The following is a 16,384-nucleotide window of genomic DNA, read 5'->3' as shown; positions in this document are numbered from 1 at the left end:
GGCGGCGCGCACGTGTGCTCGCCCGCCGCGCACTGCCTCCCATCCGGACTTTAACCGTCGGTCCAGGAATTTCACCTGGTCAACCGGCCGCTGGAAGCGACCGGGTCGCGGACTGTAACCGCCGGTTCGGACTTTCACCGACCCCGGAGTGCGCTGCTTCTGGTACACGGCCAGTGTGCCACGGCCGGTCCCCGTCCATGCGGACGGAGCGTGTGGGGTGGCTCACAGAACGCTCGCCCCGGGCGCCGGGCCTGGTCACGACGGCCCCAACTGGACCGCCCACCCGCCGGATTGAGATTGGTCCATACCTATTGACGCACTGGTCTAGTCCTCTCTAGGGTCTGCGCAACTTCCGTGGAGAGGAACCGACTGTGCCTTCCCCGTCACGCTCCAGATCCCGCCGCAGAGCGGGGCCGGCCCTGTTCGCGGCGGTCGCCGCCGTCGCCGGTCTGCTGCTCGCCGGTCTCCCGGCGACCGCCTCGCAAGCCGCCGGCCAGGACTCCTGTCGACCCGACGGGCTCTACCAGACCCCCGGCGTCGACGTCCCCTACTGCTCGGTCTACGACGCCGACGGCAGGGAGAAGATGGGCGCCGACCACCCGCGCCGGGTGATCGGCTACTTCACCGGCTGGCGCACGGGCAAGGACGGCAAGCCGGCGTACCTCGCCTCGGACATCCCGTGGGACAAGATCACCCACATCAACTACGCCTTCGCGCACGTCGACGGCGGCAACCGGCTCTCCGTGGGCTCGGACGGCGAGAAGAACCCGGCGACCGGGATGACCTGGCCCGGGGTCGAGGGCGCCGAGATGGACCCCGGCCTCCCCTACCAGGGCCACTTCAACCTGCTCAACAAGTTCAAGAAGCAGCACCCGGACGTCAAGACGATGATCTCGGTGGGCGGCTGGGCCGAGACGGGCGGCTACTTCGCGGACGACGGCTCGCGCGTCGACTCCGGCGGCTTCTACTCGATGGCCACCAAAGCCGACGGCTCGGTCAACCAGGCCGGCATCGACACCTTCGCGGACTCGGCGGTCGACTTCGTCCGGAAGTACGGCTTCAACGGCGTCGACATCGACTACGAGTACCCGACGACGATGAAGGACGCGGGCAACCCGCTCGACTGGTCCTTCGCCAACGGCCGCCGGGCCGGGCTGGTCAAGGGCTACGCGGTCCTGATGAAGACGCTGCGCGAGAAGCTGGACCGCGCGGGCGCCGCGGACGGCAGGCACTACCTCCTCTCCGTCGCCGCGCCGTCCTCCGGGTACCTGCTGCGCGGCATGGAGACCTTCCAGGTCCAGAAGTACCTGGACTACGTCAACATCATGTCCTACGACCTGCACGGCGCCTGGAACGAGTACGTCGGCCCGAACGCCTCGCTCTTCGACGACGGCAGGGACGCCGAACTGGCCGCCGCCAACGTCTACGGCAGCGCCCAGTACGGCGGCATCGGCTACCTCAACACCGACTGGGCCTACCACTACTTCCGCGGCTCCATGCCGGCCGGCCGCATCAACATCGGCCTGCCGTACTACACGCGCGGCCACAAGAACGTCCAGGGCGGCACCGACGGCCTGTGGGGCAGGGCCTCCGCGTCCACCTGCCCGGCGGGCTCCGGCCTGACCAAGTGCGGTGACGGCGCCGTCGGCATCGACAACCTCTGGCACGACCTCGACACCGACGGCAAGGAGTCCCCGGCGGGCTCCAACCCGATGTGGCACGCCAAGAACCTGGAGAAGGGCATCGTCGGCGACTACGTCACCGACTACGGCTTCCCGGCGGACACGAAGCTGACGGGCACCTACGCCCGCAAGTACGACGCGACACTCGTCGCGCCCTGGCTGTGGAACGCCGAGAAGAAGGTCTTCCTCTCCACCGAGGACGAGCAGTCGGTCGGGGCCAAGGCCGACTACGTGGTGGACCGCGGCATCGGCGGCGCGATGATCTGGGAGCTGGCCGGCGACTACGGCTGGAACGCCGCCAAGGGCCAGTACGAGCCGGGTGACACGCTCACCTCGCTGATGTACGACACGTTCAAGTCGACCGCGCCGTACGGCGCGAGGAAGTCGAACGCGGACCTCCCCGCGGAGGCCGTGGACGTGGACGTGGAGTTCACGGACTTCAAGCTCGGCGACTCCAACTACCCGATCACACCCAAGCTGCGGATCACCAACCACACGAAGACCGCGCTGCCGGGCGGCACCGAGTTCCAGTTCGACTACGGGACCTCGGCCCCGGGGAACGCCTCCGACCAGTCCGGTTTCGGCACCAAGGTCATCAGCAGCGACCACACGGGCGGCAACGCGGGCGGTCTGAAAGGTGACTTCCACCGGGTGTCGCTGAAGCTGCCGGCGTGGCAGTCGCTGGCGCCGGGCGCGACCGTCGACCTGGCGTTCAACTACTACCTGCCCGTGTCGACGCCGTCGAACTGGACGGTGACGATCGGCGGCAAGGTGTACGCCCTGGCCGGCGACCTCGCCCGGGGCACGACCGTGGTGGACCCGGGGACGCAGACGCCCACGCCCACGCCGACGCCCACGCCGACCGGCTCGGAGTCCCCGGGGCCGAGCCCCAGCCCGACGGACGGCACCGGGCCGTGCACCGCCCCCGCCTGGGACACGGCCTCGTCGTACGGCGGCGGCACCACGGTGGCCCACCAGGGGCACACGTGGAAGTCCAAGTGGTGGACGAAGGGCGAGGAGCCCGGCACCACCGGCGAATGGGGGGTCTGGCAGGACCTCGGCGCCTGCTGACCCCGCCCCGAACGGGCCCGGCGGCGGTGACGAAGGCCCTTGCCCGCCGCCGGGTCCCCCACCCGGACACACTGGTATGCACAGGCCGTCAGCCCGCCCGGCCGTGCGCATTCCGCCCCGGCGGTGTCACGCCGGCCGAACCGGCCCAGGTGGCGCCCGCCGGGCGGGTGCCGGACGTGGGCGGGCCCGAGGTGCGCACCTTCGAGTCGTTGGCCCGCGCCTGTCCGGGCGCGACGGGACGTCGGCGGGCCGTGGTGAACCTGCCGCTCGCGGGGAAGGCTTACGGCGCGTTCCGCGCGGGCGGGCATCTCCCGTCCGAACACGCGATCGGCACGGACACGTTCGAGGCGTACCCGGCGGAGCGGTTCGGCGGCGGGGAGGACGGGCGGCGCGGATGAGCAGACGGGCGGGGCTGCGGGCGGGGCTGGGACTGCTCACGGGCGGCCAGGTGGTGCTGGGGCTGTGGATCCTGCTGCTGCCCGAGCTGTTCTGGAAGTGGCCGTGGGTGTCGCACCTGCCGCCCTACAACGAGCATCTGCTCCAGGACTTCGGCGGGGCGAGCCTCGCGCTCGCCGTGGTGCTCGGCGCGGCCGTGGTGACGATGGAACGCCGCCTGGTGCTGACGGCGCTGGTGGCCTATCTGGTCTCCGCCGTCGCTCATCTCCTCTTCCACGCCCGGCATCTGGAGCCCCTGTCGGCGGCGAGCGCCGCGGGCTTCATGGCCCTGCTGGGAGCGGCGGTGCTGCTCCCGGCCGTGCTGGTGTGGCTGGCGGCGGACGGCACGGCGTTCCCGGAGCCCGGCTCCGCGGGCACCGGCCGGCGCCCCGAGTGAGAGCCTTCCGGGCGCCGCGGGCTACCGCTCCGGCGGGGCGAAGAGGTCGTCCTGGGCGCGGTCGCGGGCGGTCAGCAGGGCGCCGCGCAGGACCGCGCCGCCGCCCAGGGTGCTGGGCCGTACCTCCGTGGCCAGCGGGGACATCCGGGCGAGGCGGTGCTGGACGCGGTCGGCGAGTGCGTCGGCGCCGGCCCGGCCGATCTCACCGGCCAGGACCAGGCAGCCGGGGTCGAGGACGGAGACCACGGCGGCGGCGCCGAGGACGACGCGGTCGGCGAGTGCGTCGAGGAAGCCCTCGGCGGCGGGGTCGCTCCCGGACGCCGCCCGGCGTACCGCCGCCCGGACCAGGGCGGCGGCGTGCGGCTCGGGCCCGGTGGGCCGTGCCGTCATGCCGTGCTCCGCCGCGAGCGCCGAGACCGCCGCCGCCCCGGCCACGGAGTGGAAGCCGCCGTCGCAGTCGGTGGCCGACGGCAGGCCCGCGGTGCCCGGCACCGGCATGAAGCCGATCTCGCCCGCGCCCCCGGACACGCCCCGGCGCAGGGTGCCGTCGAGGACGACGGCCGCGCCGATGCCGAGGCCGAGCCAGAGGAGGACGAAGGTGTCCCGGTCGCGGGCGGCGCCGTCGCGCTGCTCGGCCAGGGCGGCGAGGTTGGTCTCGTTCTCGACGCCGACCCGGGCCTCGGGGAACTTCTCCTGGAGGGCCGCGATCAGACTGCGGTGCCACTCGGGCAGTCCGCTGGAGTCCCGGAGTTCCCCGCCGACCGGGTCGATCAGTCCGGGGGCGCCGATGCCGACGGTGTGCAGCCGGTCGGCGCCGGCCTCCTTGACCGCGCGCTCGACCAGGCTCACCGCCTGCTCCACCGCGGGGCCGGTGCCGGAGTGGTCGTCGATCGGCACGGATGCCTCGGCGAGGACCCGGCCGAGCAGGTCGGAGACGAGTACGGCGACGCCTTCGGTGCGCACGTCCAGCGCGGCGAGGTGGGCGCGCTCGGCGACGATGCCGTACAGCTTCGCGTTGGGTCCGCGGCGCTGCTCGCCGGACTCCCCCGCCACCTCGATCAGTCCGGAGGCGGTGAGGCGTTCGACGAGGTCGGCGACGGTGGGCCGGGACAGGCCGGTCAGCTGCTTCAGCTGCCCTGCCGTCAACGGGCCCTCCCGCTGGAGCAGATGAAGGGCGAGCCGGTCGTTGATGGCCCGGGCGGTGCTCGGGGATGCGGGCATGCCGGGATCCTTCCAGATCGGCGGCGCGGGGGCCGCACCGGTAATCCACTATCTATCAGGCAGGCTCCCTGATAGTTTACGCCGCGGATTGACAGACACGGAGGGGTGGACCATGAGCACAGGGACCTACGGGCGGCGCGAGGTGAGACACGCCCGGTACGCCGTGGCGGCCGTGTTCGCCGTGCACGGCTCCGTCACCGGCTCCTTCGCGACCCGCGTGCCCTGGATCCAGGACCACGCCGGCGTGAGCGCGGGCCAACTGGGGCTGGCGCTCGCCTTCCCGGCGCTCGGCGCGTCCCTCGCCATGCCGCTGGCCGGGAGTGTCAGCCACCGCTTCGGCGCCCGTACCGCCCTGCGCGGTCTGCTGGCCCTGTGGACGCTGGCGCTGGTCCTGCCCTCCCTCGCCCCGAACCTGCTCACCCTGTGTCTCGCCCTGTTCGTCTACGGCGCCACGGCGGGCATGTCGGACGTGGCGATGAACGCCCTGGGCGTCGAGATCGAGAACCGTCTGGACAAGTCGATCATGTCCGGGCTGCACGGCATGTGGAGCGCGGGCGCGCTGATCGGTTCGGCGGCGGGCACGCTCGCCGCCCACCTGGGCACGGACGCGCGGACGCACCACCTCCTGGCCGCCGCGGTGCTGACCGTGGCGGGCCTGGTGGCCTGCACCTGGGTGCTGGACCTCCAGCCCGCCGAGGACGAGGACCCGCCGCCGCGCTTCGCGCTGCCGCCCAGGTCGGCGCTGCTGATCGGCGCGGTCGGGTTCTGCGCGGTGTTCGCCGAGGGCGCGAGCCTGGACTGGTCGGCGGTCTATCTGCGGGACGAGCTGGAGACCTCGGCCGGTCTGGCGGCGGCCTGCACGACGGGCTTCACGCTGACGATGGCGCTGGCCAGGCTCGCCGGCGACCAGGTGGTGGACCGGTTCGGCGCGGTCCGCACGGTACGGGTGAGCGGTGTGCTGGCCGCCCTCGGCGGCCTGCTCGTCGTGGTCGGCGGCCATCCGGCGGTGGCGATGACCGGCTTCGCGCTGATGGGCCTCGGCATCGCCGTGGTCGTCCCGCTGTGCTTCGCCGCGGCCGGCCGGGCCGGCTCCAACCCGAGCCTGGCCATCGCGGGCGTCGCCACCATCACCTACACCTCGGGCCTGGTGGCGCCGAGCGCGATCGGCGGTCTGGCCCAGGCGACCAGCCTGGTGGTGTCCTTCGGTCTGGTGACGCTGCTGGCCTGCTGCCTGGTGGTGTTCGCGCGGGTGCTGCGGGCCGGGGACCGGAACCGCCCGAAGATCAGTCCGCCGGTCGCAGAAGTGCCCGGCCGGCAGCCCTGAACGCCTCGCTCCACGGCGCCGGGCGCAGGGTCCGGGAGTCCAGCCGGACCAGCACCCGGGTGCCCCGGGCGTAGGTGGTGACGCCGTCCGCCGAGCAGAACCGGAAGCCGTAGGTGAGACCGGTGGTGCCGAGCCGGTCCAGCCACAGGTGGACGGCGTACGCGCCGGGCCGGGTGACCGGCGCCTCGTAGCCGATCGTCAGTTCCTTGACGGCGTTGCAGGCGTCGCCGGCCGCCGCCCAGTCGCCCTCGAAGCGCACGCCGTGCCCGGCCCACAGCTCGGTCCAGGCCCGCTCGACCATCACCGGGTAGCGGGCGTTGTGCAGCAGCCCGAGGGCGTCCAGGTCGTCGAAGTGGACGGTGACGGGGACGAGCCGGCCGTGGGTCAGGGCGGGCGCGGTGGGGGCTTCGGCGGTCACGGGTGGGGCTCCTGATGGTGCTCGGGGTACGGCGCTTCCCCCTCATCCTAAGCGGACGCTCAGGACATCCGTCGGGGAAGGGTGCAGGTCAGCCGCCCCGGCCACGGCGGAGCTGCACGTGCTGCGTCCCCGGCGGCTCAGGCACGGCCTCCTCGAGAGGATGCGTGGTCCATGCCCGGTGCATCAGGGCGAACTCGACCACCTGGTTCCCGAGCAGTTCCAGTCGCTCGCGCATCCGGAGGTCGTCGAGCCGTTCCCCGGAGCCGGACGGCGTCGGCCCGGTGTTCACGGTGACGCCGAGTGGCGTGGGCCAGCCGCGCAGGGCGTGCACGGTGGTCCTCAGCGCGGCCAGGGCGGAGCCGGCGCCCTGGGACCCCCTCGCGACGGAGATGCAGCCCACGGCACGCTCCGAGAAGTAGGGCCGCTCGTCCGTACGCAGCTCCTCGACGTAGTCCAGCGCGTTCTTCACCATGCCCGAGATGGACCCGTGGTAGGCCGGGGTGCCGATGATGATTCCGTCCGCCGCCGCCACCGAGGCGACGAGCTCGCGCCCGCGCGCGGACCGCCCGGCCCCGGCGGCGTCGTAGAGCGGCAGTACCAGCCCGGGACCGCCGATCAGCCGTGTCCGCGCACCGCGCCGGGCGGCGGCCGCGAGAGCGATCCGCACCGCCCGCTCACTGGTCGAACCGGGGTCCGTGGATCCCCCGATCCCCACTACCGTGACTGCTCCCGACACGGTGTCACCTCTGCCAGCTGCGGGGGCACGCGAACATCGGCACACGCTCCGGCCTGCTCCAACGGGCCGACGAGCGGCACCGCGCGTCGTCGTCCCGGCCCGCGGCCGGGCCGGCCGCGCGGGTCAGCAGGAGCACGGTCAGCGCGGCCAGTTCCTCCGGTTCCATGAGCCCCTTCTCCACGCGTATCACCTGCGTCACGTTCCCGTCCCCCATCGTCCGGCCTCCTGTCAGTGCGGCGGATTTCCATGCTTGCGACGCGGCGGCTCGGCATCCTTGGCCCGCAGCATGGCGAGCGTGCGGATCAGCGTCGCCCGGGTCTCGCGCGGGTCGATGACGTCGTCGACGAGACCCCGCTCGGCGGCGTAGTAGGGATGCACCAGCTCGCGCCGGTACTCCTCGATCTTCTGTCGGCGCATCGCCTCGGGGTCCTCGGCCTCGGCGATGTCACGGCGGAACACCACGTTGGCGGCGCCCTCGGCCCCCATGACGGCGATCTCGTTGCCCGGCCACGCCAGTGCGACGTCCGCGCCGATGGAGCGGGAGTCCATCACGATGTACGCGCCGCCGTACGCCTTGCGCAGCACCACCGAGACACGCGGCACGGTGGCGTTGCAGTACGCGTAGAGCAGTTTGGCGCCGTGCCGGATGATCCCCTCGTGTTCCTGGTCGACACCCGGGAGGAAGCCCGGCACGTCGACGAGGGTGACCAGCGGGACGCTGAAGGCGTCGCAGAACTGCACGAACCGCGCCCCCTTCTCGCTGGCCTTGATGTCCAGCACGCCGGCCATGACGGTGGGCTGGTTGGCGACCACCCCCACCGTCTGTCCGTCCATGCGGGCCAGCGCACAGACGATGTTGGGGGCCCACCCGGCGTGGACCTCCATGAAGTCACCGTCGTCGACGAGTTCCCCGATCACCCGGCGGATGTCGTAGGAGCGGTTGCCGTCGGCGGGGACCAGGTCCAGCACGGCCTCGCAGAGCCGGTCGGCGGGGTCGCCGCAGGACACGGCGGGCGGCAGTTCCCGGTTGTTCGACGGCAGGAGGGAGAGCAGGTAGCGCACTTCGGCGAGACAGGTCTCCTCGTCGTCGTACAGGAAGTGCGCCACCCCCGAGACCTCGGCATGGACGTCCGCGCCGCCCAGTCCGTTCAGCGTCACCTCCGCGCCGGTCACGGCCTGCACCACGTCGGGACCGGTGATGAACATCTGGGAGAGGTCCCGCACGGTGAAGACGAAGTCGGTCAGGGCGGGCCCGTAGGACGCGCCACCGGCGCACGGGCCGAGGATGACGCTGATCTGCGGGATGACACCCGACGCCCTGCTGTGACGCCGGAAGATCCCGCCGTATCCGGCCTGCGCCAGAACGCCTTCCTGGATGCGCGCACCGGCCCCGTCGTTGAGCGAGACCAGCGGAGCGCCCGCCGCCACGGCCATGTCCATGATCTTGTGGATCTTCTCGGCGTGCGCCTCGCCGAGTGTGCCGCCGAGGATCCGGAAGTCATGGGCGCAGACGAAGACCGTGCGCCCCTCCACGGTGCCCCAGCCGGTGATCACACCATCGGTGTAGTAACGCCGCGCCTCGAGCCCGAGGCCGGTCGCGCGGTGCATGCGCAGCGGCTCGATCTCCGTGAAGCTCCCCCCGTCCAGCAGCAGTTCGATCCGCTCGCGGGCCGTCAGCTTGCCCTTGGCGTGCTGGCGTTCGGTGGCTCCCGGGTCCGGCCCTTGCCGGGCCAGCTCCTTGAGGCCGCTCAGCTCCTTCAACCGGTCGTGGGTCCCGGCCGGCGGCAGTCCCGTCGACACCGCTGCCCTATTCCGACGCGGGTACGGAGTGCTCGGAGAGCAGCTCGAACGGGGCCGGCTCCGCGGTGGCGTGCTTGCGCAGCTCGGCCACCGGGCCGAGGAAGCCGTCGGCCGAGAGCGCGTTGCGGTGCGACTCGGGGTCGGTCCACTCGGCGACCTCCACGTACGTCCGCTCGTCCTTCGCGGACCGGTACAGGCGGTGTGCCGAGAAGCCGGGCTGGGCCCTCATGTGGGCGGACAACTCGGCGAGCAGCCTGCGGAACTCGGTGACGTCGCCGGACACGGTGTAGCGGTTGATGAAGTGGTGCATGGTCACGGACTCCTGAGGGTCGTGGTGTGGGCGCCGCGATGAGGCGGTCGGGTCAGACGTTCAGGTCGCTCGTACGAAGGCCGCGCACGTGCCGGTCGCGCAGCTCGCGGCGCTGCACCTTGCCGGTGGCGGAACGCGGGATGCTCTCGACCAGCGCCACGTGGTGCAGCCGCTCGTACTCGGCGACCTCCGCGTTCACGAAGTCCATGAGTTCGCGCGGTGTGCAGGAGGCGTCGGCGGGCACGACCAGTGCGTGTGCGACCGCGCCGCTCAGCTCGTGCGGGACGTCCACGACGACGCAGTCGGCGACGGCACGGTGCCTGAGCAGGACCCGCTCGATCTCCGTCGGCGACACCAGCCAGTTGTCGCACTTGAAGACGTCCTTGATCCGGTCGACCACGAACAGGTGCCCGGTGGGTTCCGTGTAGCCGATGTCCCCCGTGGAGAACCAGCCGTCCGCGTCGACGTCGTGGGACAGGTCGCGTCCGAGGTAGCCCAGCATCAGCTGGGGGCCGCGCACCTGTATCTCGCCCCACGCGTCGACCGGAAGGGTGGCCCGGGTCTCCGGGTCGACGATCCGGCTCTCGCCGCCCGGGACCAGCACACCGCAGGATCCGGGCCTGGGGCGGTCGAGATCGGAGAGGTGGGTGGTGGGCGAGGTCTCCGCCAGTCCGTAGCCCTGGACGACCGGTACGCCGAAGTGCTGGCTGAGCACGCCGGCCGCACTGGGGGCCAGGGCGGAGCCGCCCGAGAGGATGGCACGCAGGGCGGGAGCCTCCAACTCGCCGAGCCGGGGGTCGCAGGCGAGCTTGGCCAGCCGCATCGGCAGGCTGTAGTAGTGCGTGGCTCTGGCGACGTCCGCGGCGGTGACGGCTTCGGCCACGTCGGCGCCGGGCCACAGCACATGGGTGGCTCCGACGGTGGCGGCCACCGTGACATGCATCAGGTGCAACGTCGGCAGATGGTTGAAGAGCACCGAATCCTCGTCGACCTGGTGCATGTACGCGGTCTGGGCGGCGTTGACGGTGAGATTGCGGTGGGTGAGCCGGACGGCCTTGGCCGCTCCCGTGGTGCCGCTGGTGAACTGAAGACAAGCCACCTCGTCGTCATCCGCCTCCAGGGGCGGTGTGAACGCGGGAGCGCCCTGCGACAGTTCGGCGACCGTGGGAAGTTCGGCCGCCTCCCCCGCCGTGTCCGGTTCGCGGTGCGTCAGCACCAGGTGCTCCAGGTCGCCGAGCCGGTCCCGTACGGCGCTGAGTACGGGCACCATCGCGGGACTGACGACAGCCACGCGGGCCCCGGAGACACGCAGGACGTGGGCGAGGCGCTCCGGCGGGAGCAGCGGGTTGACCAGGGCACTGACGTTGCCGGAGCGTGCGATGCCGAAGAAGGCCCGGGGAAACACGGGGTCCAGCACCATCGCCAGGGCGACGACCTCCCCCGTCCTGCCGGTCAGGGCGCGCAGGCCGGCGGCGAACGCGTCCGCCGCCGCGTCCAGCTCCGCGTAGCTGGTCTCACCGCCCGGGGAACGCAGCGCGGTGCGGGTGGGCCGGCGCTCCGCCGCCCGGCGCAGGATGTGGTCGACCCGGGGGCCGGCGATCAGGTGGGCGATGGTGTCGAGCGGCGGTCCCGCCATGGCCGAGCTCGTGGTGCTCACGGAATCGGTGGTTGCCATGGCGGCACTGTGGCCGCGGCACTTCGAAGCCGCTTCGAATCCGGACGCAGCGCGGGCCGCGGCCCCTCCAGCGAGGTTCCGACCGGCGTCGAGGCGGGCCCGACAGGGTGGCCCGTACGCAGGCTGAATGGAGGGTTGATGAACGCGATATCCAGTGACGTCGACGTGCTGGTCGCCGGGGCTGGGCCGGTCGGGCTGACAGCCGCGTACGAGCTCGTGCGCCGAGGCGTACGGGTCCGGGTCGTGGACCGGGCCGAGGGGCCGGCGACGACGAGCCGTGCGACGGCCACGCATGCCCGAACGCTTGAGGTGTACCACCAGATGGGCATCCTGCGGGAGCTGCTGGCTCGCGGGCAGCGCGTGGAGAACTTCACCATGCACCGCAGGGGCCGGGTGCTGACCAGCCTCGGCACGGACTACTCGGAGCTGCCCACCCGCTATCCGTTCACGCTCCAGGTCGACCAGGTCATCACCGAGGAGGTGCTGCGGGAGCAGTTGCGCGCGGCCGGCGTCGACGTGGAGTGGGGTGTCGCGCTGGAGAGCCTCGACAACGCGCCGGACGGCGTCGTCGCCCGGCTTCGCCACCCTGACGGCCGCGACGAGGAGTACGCGGTCGGGTGGCTGGTCGGCGCCGACGGTGCGCACAGCACGGTGCGCAAGCAGCTCGGCATCGATCTGCTCGGCGAGTCTTCGGAGAAGTGGATGGTGGCCGACGCCTTCATCGACACGGAGCTGCCCCGGGACAGCCTGCACTGGATGCATCTGTCACGAGGAACCATCCTCATGGTGCCGTTCCCCGACGAGGGCAAGTGGCGGCTGCTGGACACGGACGATGTCGGCGACGAGGACCGGCCGGACGTGGTGCGGGCCCGGTTCGAGGCGAAGATGTCCGAGGGGCTGGGCAGGCCGGTCAGGGTCAAGGAGCTGACCTGGATGTCGGTGTTCACGATCCGGCAGCGGATGGTGGAGAGCATGCGCTCCGGCCGCTGCTTCCTGGCCGGCGACGCGGCACATGTGCACAGCCCGGCGTCCGGGCAGGGCCTGAACACCGGTGTCCAGGACGCCTACAACCTCGCGTGGAAGCTGGCCTCCGTGGTCAACAGGCAGGCCGCGGAGGGCCTGTTGGACAGCTACAGCGCCGAGCGGGTGCCCGTCGGCGAGATCCTGCTGGGCTCCACGAAGACCGCCACGAAGCTGATCGCGCTGCGCAACGCGGCCGCTCCCGTCCTGCTGCCGGTGGGCATGGCCCTGCTCAATCTGCTGACGCCGGTCAAGCGCGGAGTGGAGCGCAAGATCCTGCGCGGCATGTCCGGGCTCGCGCTGCACTATCGCTCCAGCCCGCTCACCGTCCCGGCGCGGCCGGACGCGGGTGGCGACGCCGGGATCCAGCCGGGCGACCGGGTCTCCTGCTCCCGGGAGGAGCTGAGCGCCGCCCCGGGCTGGCAGGCGGTGTGCGAGGAACTGGCCGACCCTCGGTGGATGTTGCTCGTCTTCGCCGGCCCCGGCGCCGTTCCGGAAGCGGCGCGGCGGGCTCACCGGACGTACGGGGACGCGCTGCGCGTGAGGGTCGTGCGCGAGACGGAGGCGAGCGCACGGGACGCCGGGCCCGAGCCCCTGCACGACCCGGAGGGCCGGGTGCGGCGCGCCTTCGCCCTCGCGGCCGGGACCTCGTACGCCCTCGTACGGCCGGACGGCCATCTGGCCGCCAAGGGGCCGCTCGCCGGCGAAGCCGCGCTGGAGAGCCTGCTCCGGCGCGTCCATCTGCTACCCACCCGCCGCGGCGTGGCGAAGTAAGGGAGACCCATGCGCATCATCGACCTGTCCACGCCGATCGATGCCGGTGTCTGGGAGCCGAATCCGGTCGAGCACGAGGTCATGTCGCCTGCGGAGGGCGGTCGGCACATGGCCGAGGGCATGCGGGAGCGGTACGGCCTGGAGTTCGACCCGGCCGACCTGCCGGGCGGCGAGCTGCTGTCGCTCGACACGGTCAGGCTGACCACCCACACCGGAACGCACGTCGACGCCCCGTCCCACTACGGCTCGACGGCGGCGTACGGCGAACCGCGCCACATCGACCGGATGCCGCTCGACTGGTTCGTACGTCCCGGCATGGTGCTCGACCTGACAGACGAACCCGTGGGGGCCGTCGGTTCCCACGTCCTGCGCCGTGAGTTCGAGCGGATCGGCCGGGAACCGCGGCCGATGGACATCGTCATGCTGAACACCGGCGCGGACCGGATCGCCGGAACCCCGAAGTACTTCACGGACTTCACGGGTCTCGACGCCTCGGCGACGCATCTCCTGCTCGACCTCGGGGTGAAGGTGATCGGCACCGACGCGTTCAGTCTGGACGCGCCGTTCACGTACATGATCGAGGAGTTCCGCCGCACCGGCGACCGCGGTGTGCTGTGGCCCGCGCACTTCGTGGGCCGTGAGCGCGAGTACTGCCAGATCGAGCGGCTCGCCAACCTGGACGCGCTGCCCGCCGACACGGGGTTCACGGTCTCGTGCCTGCCCGTGAAGCTGGTGAACGCCGGGGCGGGCTGGGCACGGGCCGTCGCGCACGTGGAGGAGTGACCCGCGGGAGTGCGGCGGAAGAGGCACGGACCGGCCCGACCCGGTCCGTGCCTCTTCCCGTGCTACGGCAGGTCGTCCCGGGTGACCTCGCGGCTCTTCACCAGGAGCCGGCCGCCCTCCCGGACCAGCACGTCCTCGCAGACGCAGACGCGGTGCAGCACCGGCTGCTGCTCGAGCCGGGTCGCGAACACCAGGGCGTAGCACCGCACGCGCAGCGATCCGTCCCCGTTCGGGAACACCGCGACCATCCCGTGCCAGTGGCGGCGCCGCTCCCGCGCCGCCGCCAGCTCCCGTGTGGTGCGACTCAGCGCCTCCCTGAGCCCTCGCCGGCCGCGCGTCGGCTCCGGCAGGGTCGGTACGGCGAAGGTCGCGTCCTCGGTGAACGTCTCCGCCCAGGCGTCCACGGCCCCGCCGTCCAGCAGTTGCATGTGCTCGGCGTAGAACTGCTGTACCTCCGCGTAGACCTCGGCGGTCACGCGCTCGGCCACCTGCTCTGTGCTCACGAGTGTCTCCCTGTCCTCGGGGCGCCGTCGGCGCTGGGTGCCGGGGCGTGGAAGGGCACGGTCCACGACGGGCCTCGAACCCCGTTGGAGGCGCAAGGGATCGAAGCGGCCTCCAACGCCTCTCCATTTCCGGCGGGCATGGTGCACACGCGAATGACCACCGAACGATCACCGCAAGCGGACCGGAGGACCTGTGTCGGCAGTGAAGACGCACCGAGTGGAAGAGAAGGCTTTGATAGCCGCGCCCGTCGACGTCGTGCGCCAGATCGTGGTCGATGTCGAGGCGTGGCCCCAGCTGCACGGGCCCGCGGTGCACGCGGAGATCCTGGACAGCGGTGCCGACGGCGATGTGATCCAGCACTGGTCGGTCGTGGACGACCACACCGTGCGGACGTGGGTGTCCCGGCGCACGGTCCTCGGCTCGGGCGACGTGCTGTTCACGCACGAACCCGCGAACGCCCCCTTCGCGACGGTGGGCGGAGGCTTCGCGTTCGAGGAGCAGCCGGACGGTGCCACCCTCGTGCGTATGCACCACGAGTTCGCCCTCCTCCAGGAGGACGACCAGGTGGCCGCCGGGCGCGCGCAGTCCATGCAACGCGGGAGCCAGGAGTACCTGAAGACCCTGAAGTACGCGGCGGAGAACGCCGACGAGCTGCGGCAGCTGATCATCTCCTTCGAGGACCCGCTGTTCGTGGCGGGGTCTGTCGAGGACGCCTACCGGTACCTGTACGAGGCGGACAAGTGGCCGGAGCGGATTCCGCACGTGATCCGGCTGGAACTGGAGGAGAACACACCGAACATCCAGTTCTTCGACATGGACACACGCTCCTCGGACGGCTCGGAGCACACCACGCGCTCGGTCCGGATCTGCCTGCCGAACCACAAGATCGTCTACAAGCAGACCCGGCCGCCCAGGACCCTGGACGCGCACACCGGCCACTGGCTGTTCACGCCGACTCCGGAGGGTGTCGTCGTCAGCGCCCGGCACACGGCGACGATCCGGCCCCAGGGTCTGCACCTGCTGGGTGAGGGCACGACGGTGGAAGGAGCCCGCAGGTATCTGCGCCGCATCCTGAGCGCCAACAGCATGGGCAATCTGCGGCTGTCCAAGGAGTACGCCGAGCGACTGGCCGGACACTGACCGCCCGGCCCGGGCCCGGCGAACCGCCATGAGTGAGTCAGCGAGCGAACGCCCGCGCCGGGTGGCCCTGTTGCTGCCCGGCCAGGGCGCCCAGTACCGGCGCATGGGCATGGGCCTGTACACGTCCCAGCCGGTCTTCGCCGAAACGATGGACGAGGTCTTCGCCGCCATGGGCGCGGCGGGGCCGGCACTGCGCGCCGACTGGCTCGCCGAGCGGCCGTCGGTTCCGGTGGAGTCCGCGGCCTGGGCCCAGCCGCTGCTCTTCGCCGTGGACGTCGCCCTCGGCCGGCTGCTGATGAGCTGGGGCATCGAGCCGGCCGCGCTCCTCGGCCACAGTGTCGGCGAGCTGGCGGCGGCCGTGCTCGCCGGCGTCTTCGGGCTCCGGGACGCCACCGCTCTGGTCCTCGACCGGGTCTCCAGGGTGGCCGCCGCGCCGCCGGGCGGGATGCTCGCGGTGGCGGCGACCCGGGCGGAGGTGGAGCCGTTCCTGGCCGGGAACGTGGTGATCGGCGCGGTCAACGCGCCGCGGCACACCGTGCTCGCGGGACCGCGGGAACCCCTGGCCGAGACGGCCCGGCAGCTCGACGCCAACGGCCTCAGCAGCCGTCCCGTGCCCTCGCACACCGCCTTCCACAGCCCGGTGCTGGCCCCGTGCCTGGCGGGCGCCGACGAGCGCGTCGCCGCCACGGCGCGCAGACCACCGCTGATCACGGTGTACTCCGGGTACACCGCGGCCCCGCTGGGCGCCGCCGAAGCGCTCGATCCGGGCTTCTGGGCACGGCAGCCGATGGCTCCCGTGCTGTTCTGGCCCGCGCTCGACGCCCTGCTGTCCTCGGGCGACCACGTGCTGGTGGAGGCCGGCCCGGGGCGCGGCCTGGGCAGCATCGCGCGCCGGCATCCCGCGGTCCGGCGGGGTGCGAGCAGCGTCGTCACGTTGCTGCCGAGCGGTCCCGGCGACGGCGGCCGGGACCGCCTCGCCCTGCGTGCGGCGGCCGAGGCGCTGCACGCCGAAGGTTTCGTGAGGGCCGGCATCTCCTGCCGGAGGGCGGCCGCTTCCTAGCCACTGTTCATCGGTTTCCAACGAATTTGGGGGT

15 protein-coding genes, 1 pseudogene and 1 riboswitch are annotated in these 16,384 nt (G+C 72.2%); of the genes and pseudogenes, 8 read left to right on the top strand and 8 right to left on the bottom strand.

The annotated features are described in order from the left end of the window. Nucleotides 1-25 precede the first annotated feature (25 nt). Nucleotides 26-156: riboswitch (FMN riboswitch) on the bottom strand. 215 nt (nucleotides 157-371) lie between these two features. From B9W62_RS32095 to B9W62_RS32085, 3 genes and pseudogenes are all read left to right on the top strand, one after another. Next, entirely contained in the window at nucleotides 372-2,753 is a 2,382-nt protein-coding gene (locus B9W62_RS32095; RefSeq protein ID WP_087810422.1) for a chitinase C-terminal domain-containing protein, read from the top strand. Nucleotides 2,754-2,887: 134 nt separating this feature from the next. After that, nucleotides 2,888-3,151: pseudogene (locus tag B9W62_RS32090) on the top strand (nucleoside-diphosphate sugar epimerase); the annotation flags it as partial. Beyond that, a complete protein-coding gene (locus tag B9W62_RS32085; RefSeq protein ID WP_256976648.1) occupies nucleotides 3,148-3,585 on the top strand; it encodes a hypothetical protein in 438 nt (145 codons plus the stop codon). The pseudogene B9W62_RS32090 and the gene B9W62_RS32085, both read left to right, overlap by 4 nt. A 21-nt stretch (nucleotides 3,586-3,606) precedes the next feature. Here the strand turns inward: B9W62_RS32085 and B9W62_RS32080 are convergent, their stop codons facing one another. Next, nucleotides 3,607-4,806, bottom strand: coding sequence for an ROK family transcriptional regulator (locus tag B9W62_RS32080; protein WP_087810421.1), 1,200 nt, complete (start codon nucleotides 4,804-4,806; stop codon nucleotides 3,607-3,609). 112 nt (nucleotides 4,807-4,918) lie between these two features. Between B9W62_RS32080 and B9W62_RS32075 the strand changes: the two genes are divergently transcribed. Further along, on the top strand, nucleotides 4,919-6,130 hold the full coding sequence (locus B9W62_RS32075; protein WP_087810420.1) for an MFS transporter: 1,212 nt from the start codon (nucleotides 4,919-4,921) through the stop codon (nucleotides 6,128-6,130). Here the strand turns inward: B9W62_RS32075 and B9W62_RS32070 are convergent. From B9W62_RS32070 to B9W62_RS32045, 6 genes are all read right to left on the bottom strand, one after another. Continuing rightward, complete coding sequence (locus tag B9W62_RS32070; protein ID WP_087810419.1) at nucleotides 6,090-6,548, bottom strand: acyl-CoA thioesterase; 459 nt, start codon at nucleotides 6,546-6,548, stop codon at nucleotides 6,090-6,092. The genes B9W62_RS32075 and B9W62_RS32070 overlap by 41 nt on opposite strands. 88 nt (nucleotides 6,549-6,636) lie before the next feature. Then, nucleotides 6,637-7,263 carry an NADPH-dependent FMN reductase gene (locus B9W62_RS32065; protein WP_256976806.1) on the bottom strand — a complete coding sequence of 209 codons (627 nt, stop codon included), beginning with the start codon at nucleotides 7,261-7,263 and terminating at the stop codon, nucleotides 6,637-6,639. 25 nt (nucleotides 7,264-7,288) lie between these two features. Then, the gene (locus tag B9W62_RS32060) at nucleotides 7,289-7,498 is read right to left on the bottom strand and encodes an acyl-CoA carboxylase epsilon subunit (protein ID WP_087810417.1); all 210 of its coding nucleotides are present in this window, start codon (nucleotides 7,496-7,498) and stop codon (nucleotides 7,289-7,291) included. A 14-nt stretch (nucleotides 7,499-7,512) separates the two neighbouring features. Continuing rightward, nucleotides 7,513-9,084, bottom strand: coding sequence for an acyl-CoA carboxylase subunit beta (locus B9W62_RS32055; protein ID WP_087810416.1), 1,572 nt, complete (start codon nucleotides 9,082-9,084; stop codon nucleotides 7,513-7,515). A 7-nt stretch (nucleotides 9,085-9,091) separates the two neighbouring features. Continuing rightward, entirely contained in the window at nucleotides 9,092-9,394 is a 303-nt protein-coding gene (locus B9W62_RS32050) for an antibiotic biosynthesis monooxygenase family protein (RefSeq protein ID WP_087810415.1), read from the bottom strand. Nucleotides 9,395-9,446: 52 nt separating this feature from the next. Further along, on the bottom strand, nucleotides 9,447-11,069 hold the full coding sequence (locus tag B9W62_RS32045) for a class I adenylate-forming enzyme family protein (RefSeq protein ID WP_256976646.1): 1,623 nt from the start codon (nucleotides 11,067-11,069) through the stop codon (nucleotides 9,447-9,449). Nucleotides 11,070-11,207: 138 nt separating this feature from the next. Here B9W62_RS32045 and B9W62_RS32040 point away from each other — a divergent pair, with 138 nt between their 5' ends. Both B9W62_RS32040 and B9W62_RS32035 read left to right on the top strand, forming a co-directional pair. Next, complete coding sequence (locus tag B9W62_RS32040) at nucleotides 11,208-12,863, top strand: FAD-dependent oxidoreductase (protein ID WP_087810413.1); 1,656 nt, start codon at nucleotides 11,208-11,210, stop codon at nucleotides 12,861-12,863. A 9-nt stretch (nucleotides 12,864-12,872) separates the two neighbouring features. Then, complete coding sequence (locus B9W62_RS32035; RefSeq protein ID WP_087810412.1) at nucleotides 12,873-13,646, top strand: cyclase family protein; 774 nt, start codon at nucleotides 12,873-12,875, stop codon at nucleotides 13,644-13,646. A gap of 62 nt (nucleotides 13,647-13,708) precedes the next feature. Here the strand turns inward: B9W62_RS32035 and B9W62_RS32030 are convergent, their stop codons facing one another. Further along, on the bottom strand, nucleotides 13,709-14,149 hold the full coding sequence (locus tag B9W62_RS32030) for a nuclear transport factor 2 family protein (RefSeq protein ID WP_256976644.1): 441 nt from the start codon (nucleotides 14,147-14,149) through the stop codon (nucleotides 13,709-13,711). A gap of 202 nt (nucleotides 14,150-14,351) precedes the next feature. Here B9W62_RS32030 and B9W62_RS32025 point away from each other — a divergent pair, with 202 nt between their 5' ends. Beyond that, nucleotides 14,352-15,290 carry an SRPBCC family protein gene (locus B9W62_RS32025; protein ID WP_087810411.1) on the top strand — a complete coding sequence of 313 codons (939 nt, stop codon included), beginning with the start codon at nucleotides 14,352-14,354 and terminating at the stop codon, nucleotides 15,288-15,290. Between the two features lie 28 nt (nucleotides 15,291-15,318). Further along, on the top strand, nucleotides 15,319-16,350 hold the full coding sequence (locus B9W62_RS32020) for an acyltransferase domain-containing protein (protein WP_087810410.1): 1,032 nt from the start codon (nucleotides 15,319-15,321) through the stop codon (nucleotides 16,348-16,350). The last annotated feature ends 34 nt before the right edge of the window (nucleotides 16,351-16,384 follow it).

The organism is Streptomyces sp. CS113 (genome assembly GCF_002188365.1).
Taxonomy (GTDB): Bacteria; Actinomycetota; Actinomycetes; order Streptomycetales; family Streptomycetaceae; genus Streptomyces; species Streptomyces tendae.
Note: the sequence above shows the minus strand (reverse complement) of the source record. Positions and strands in the feature narration are given on the sequence as shown.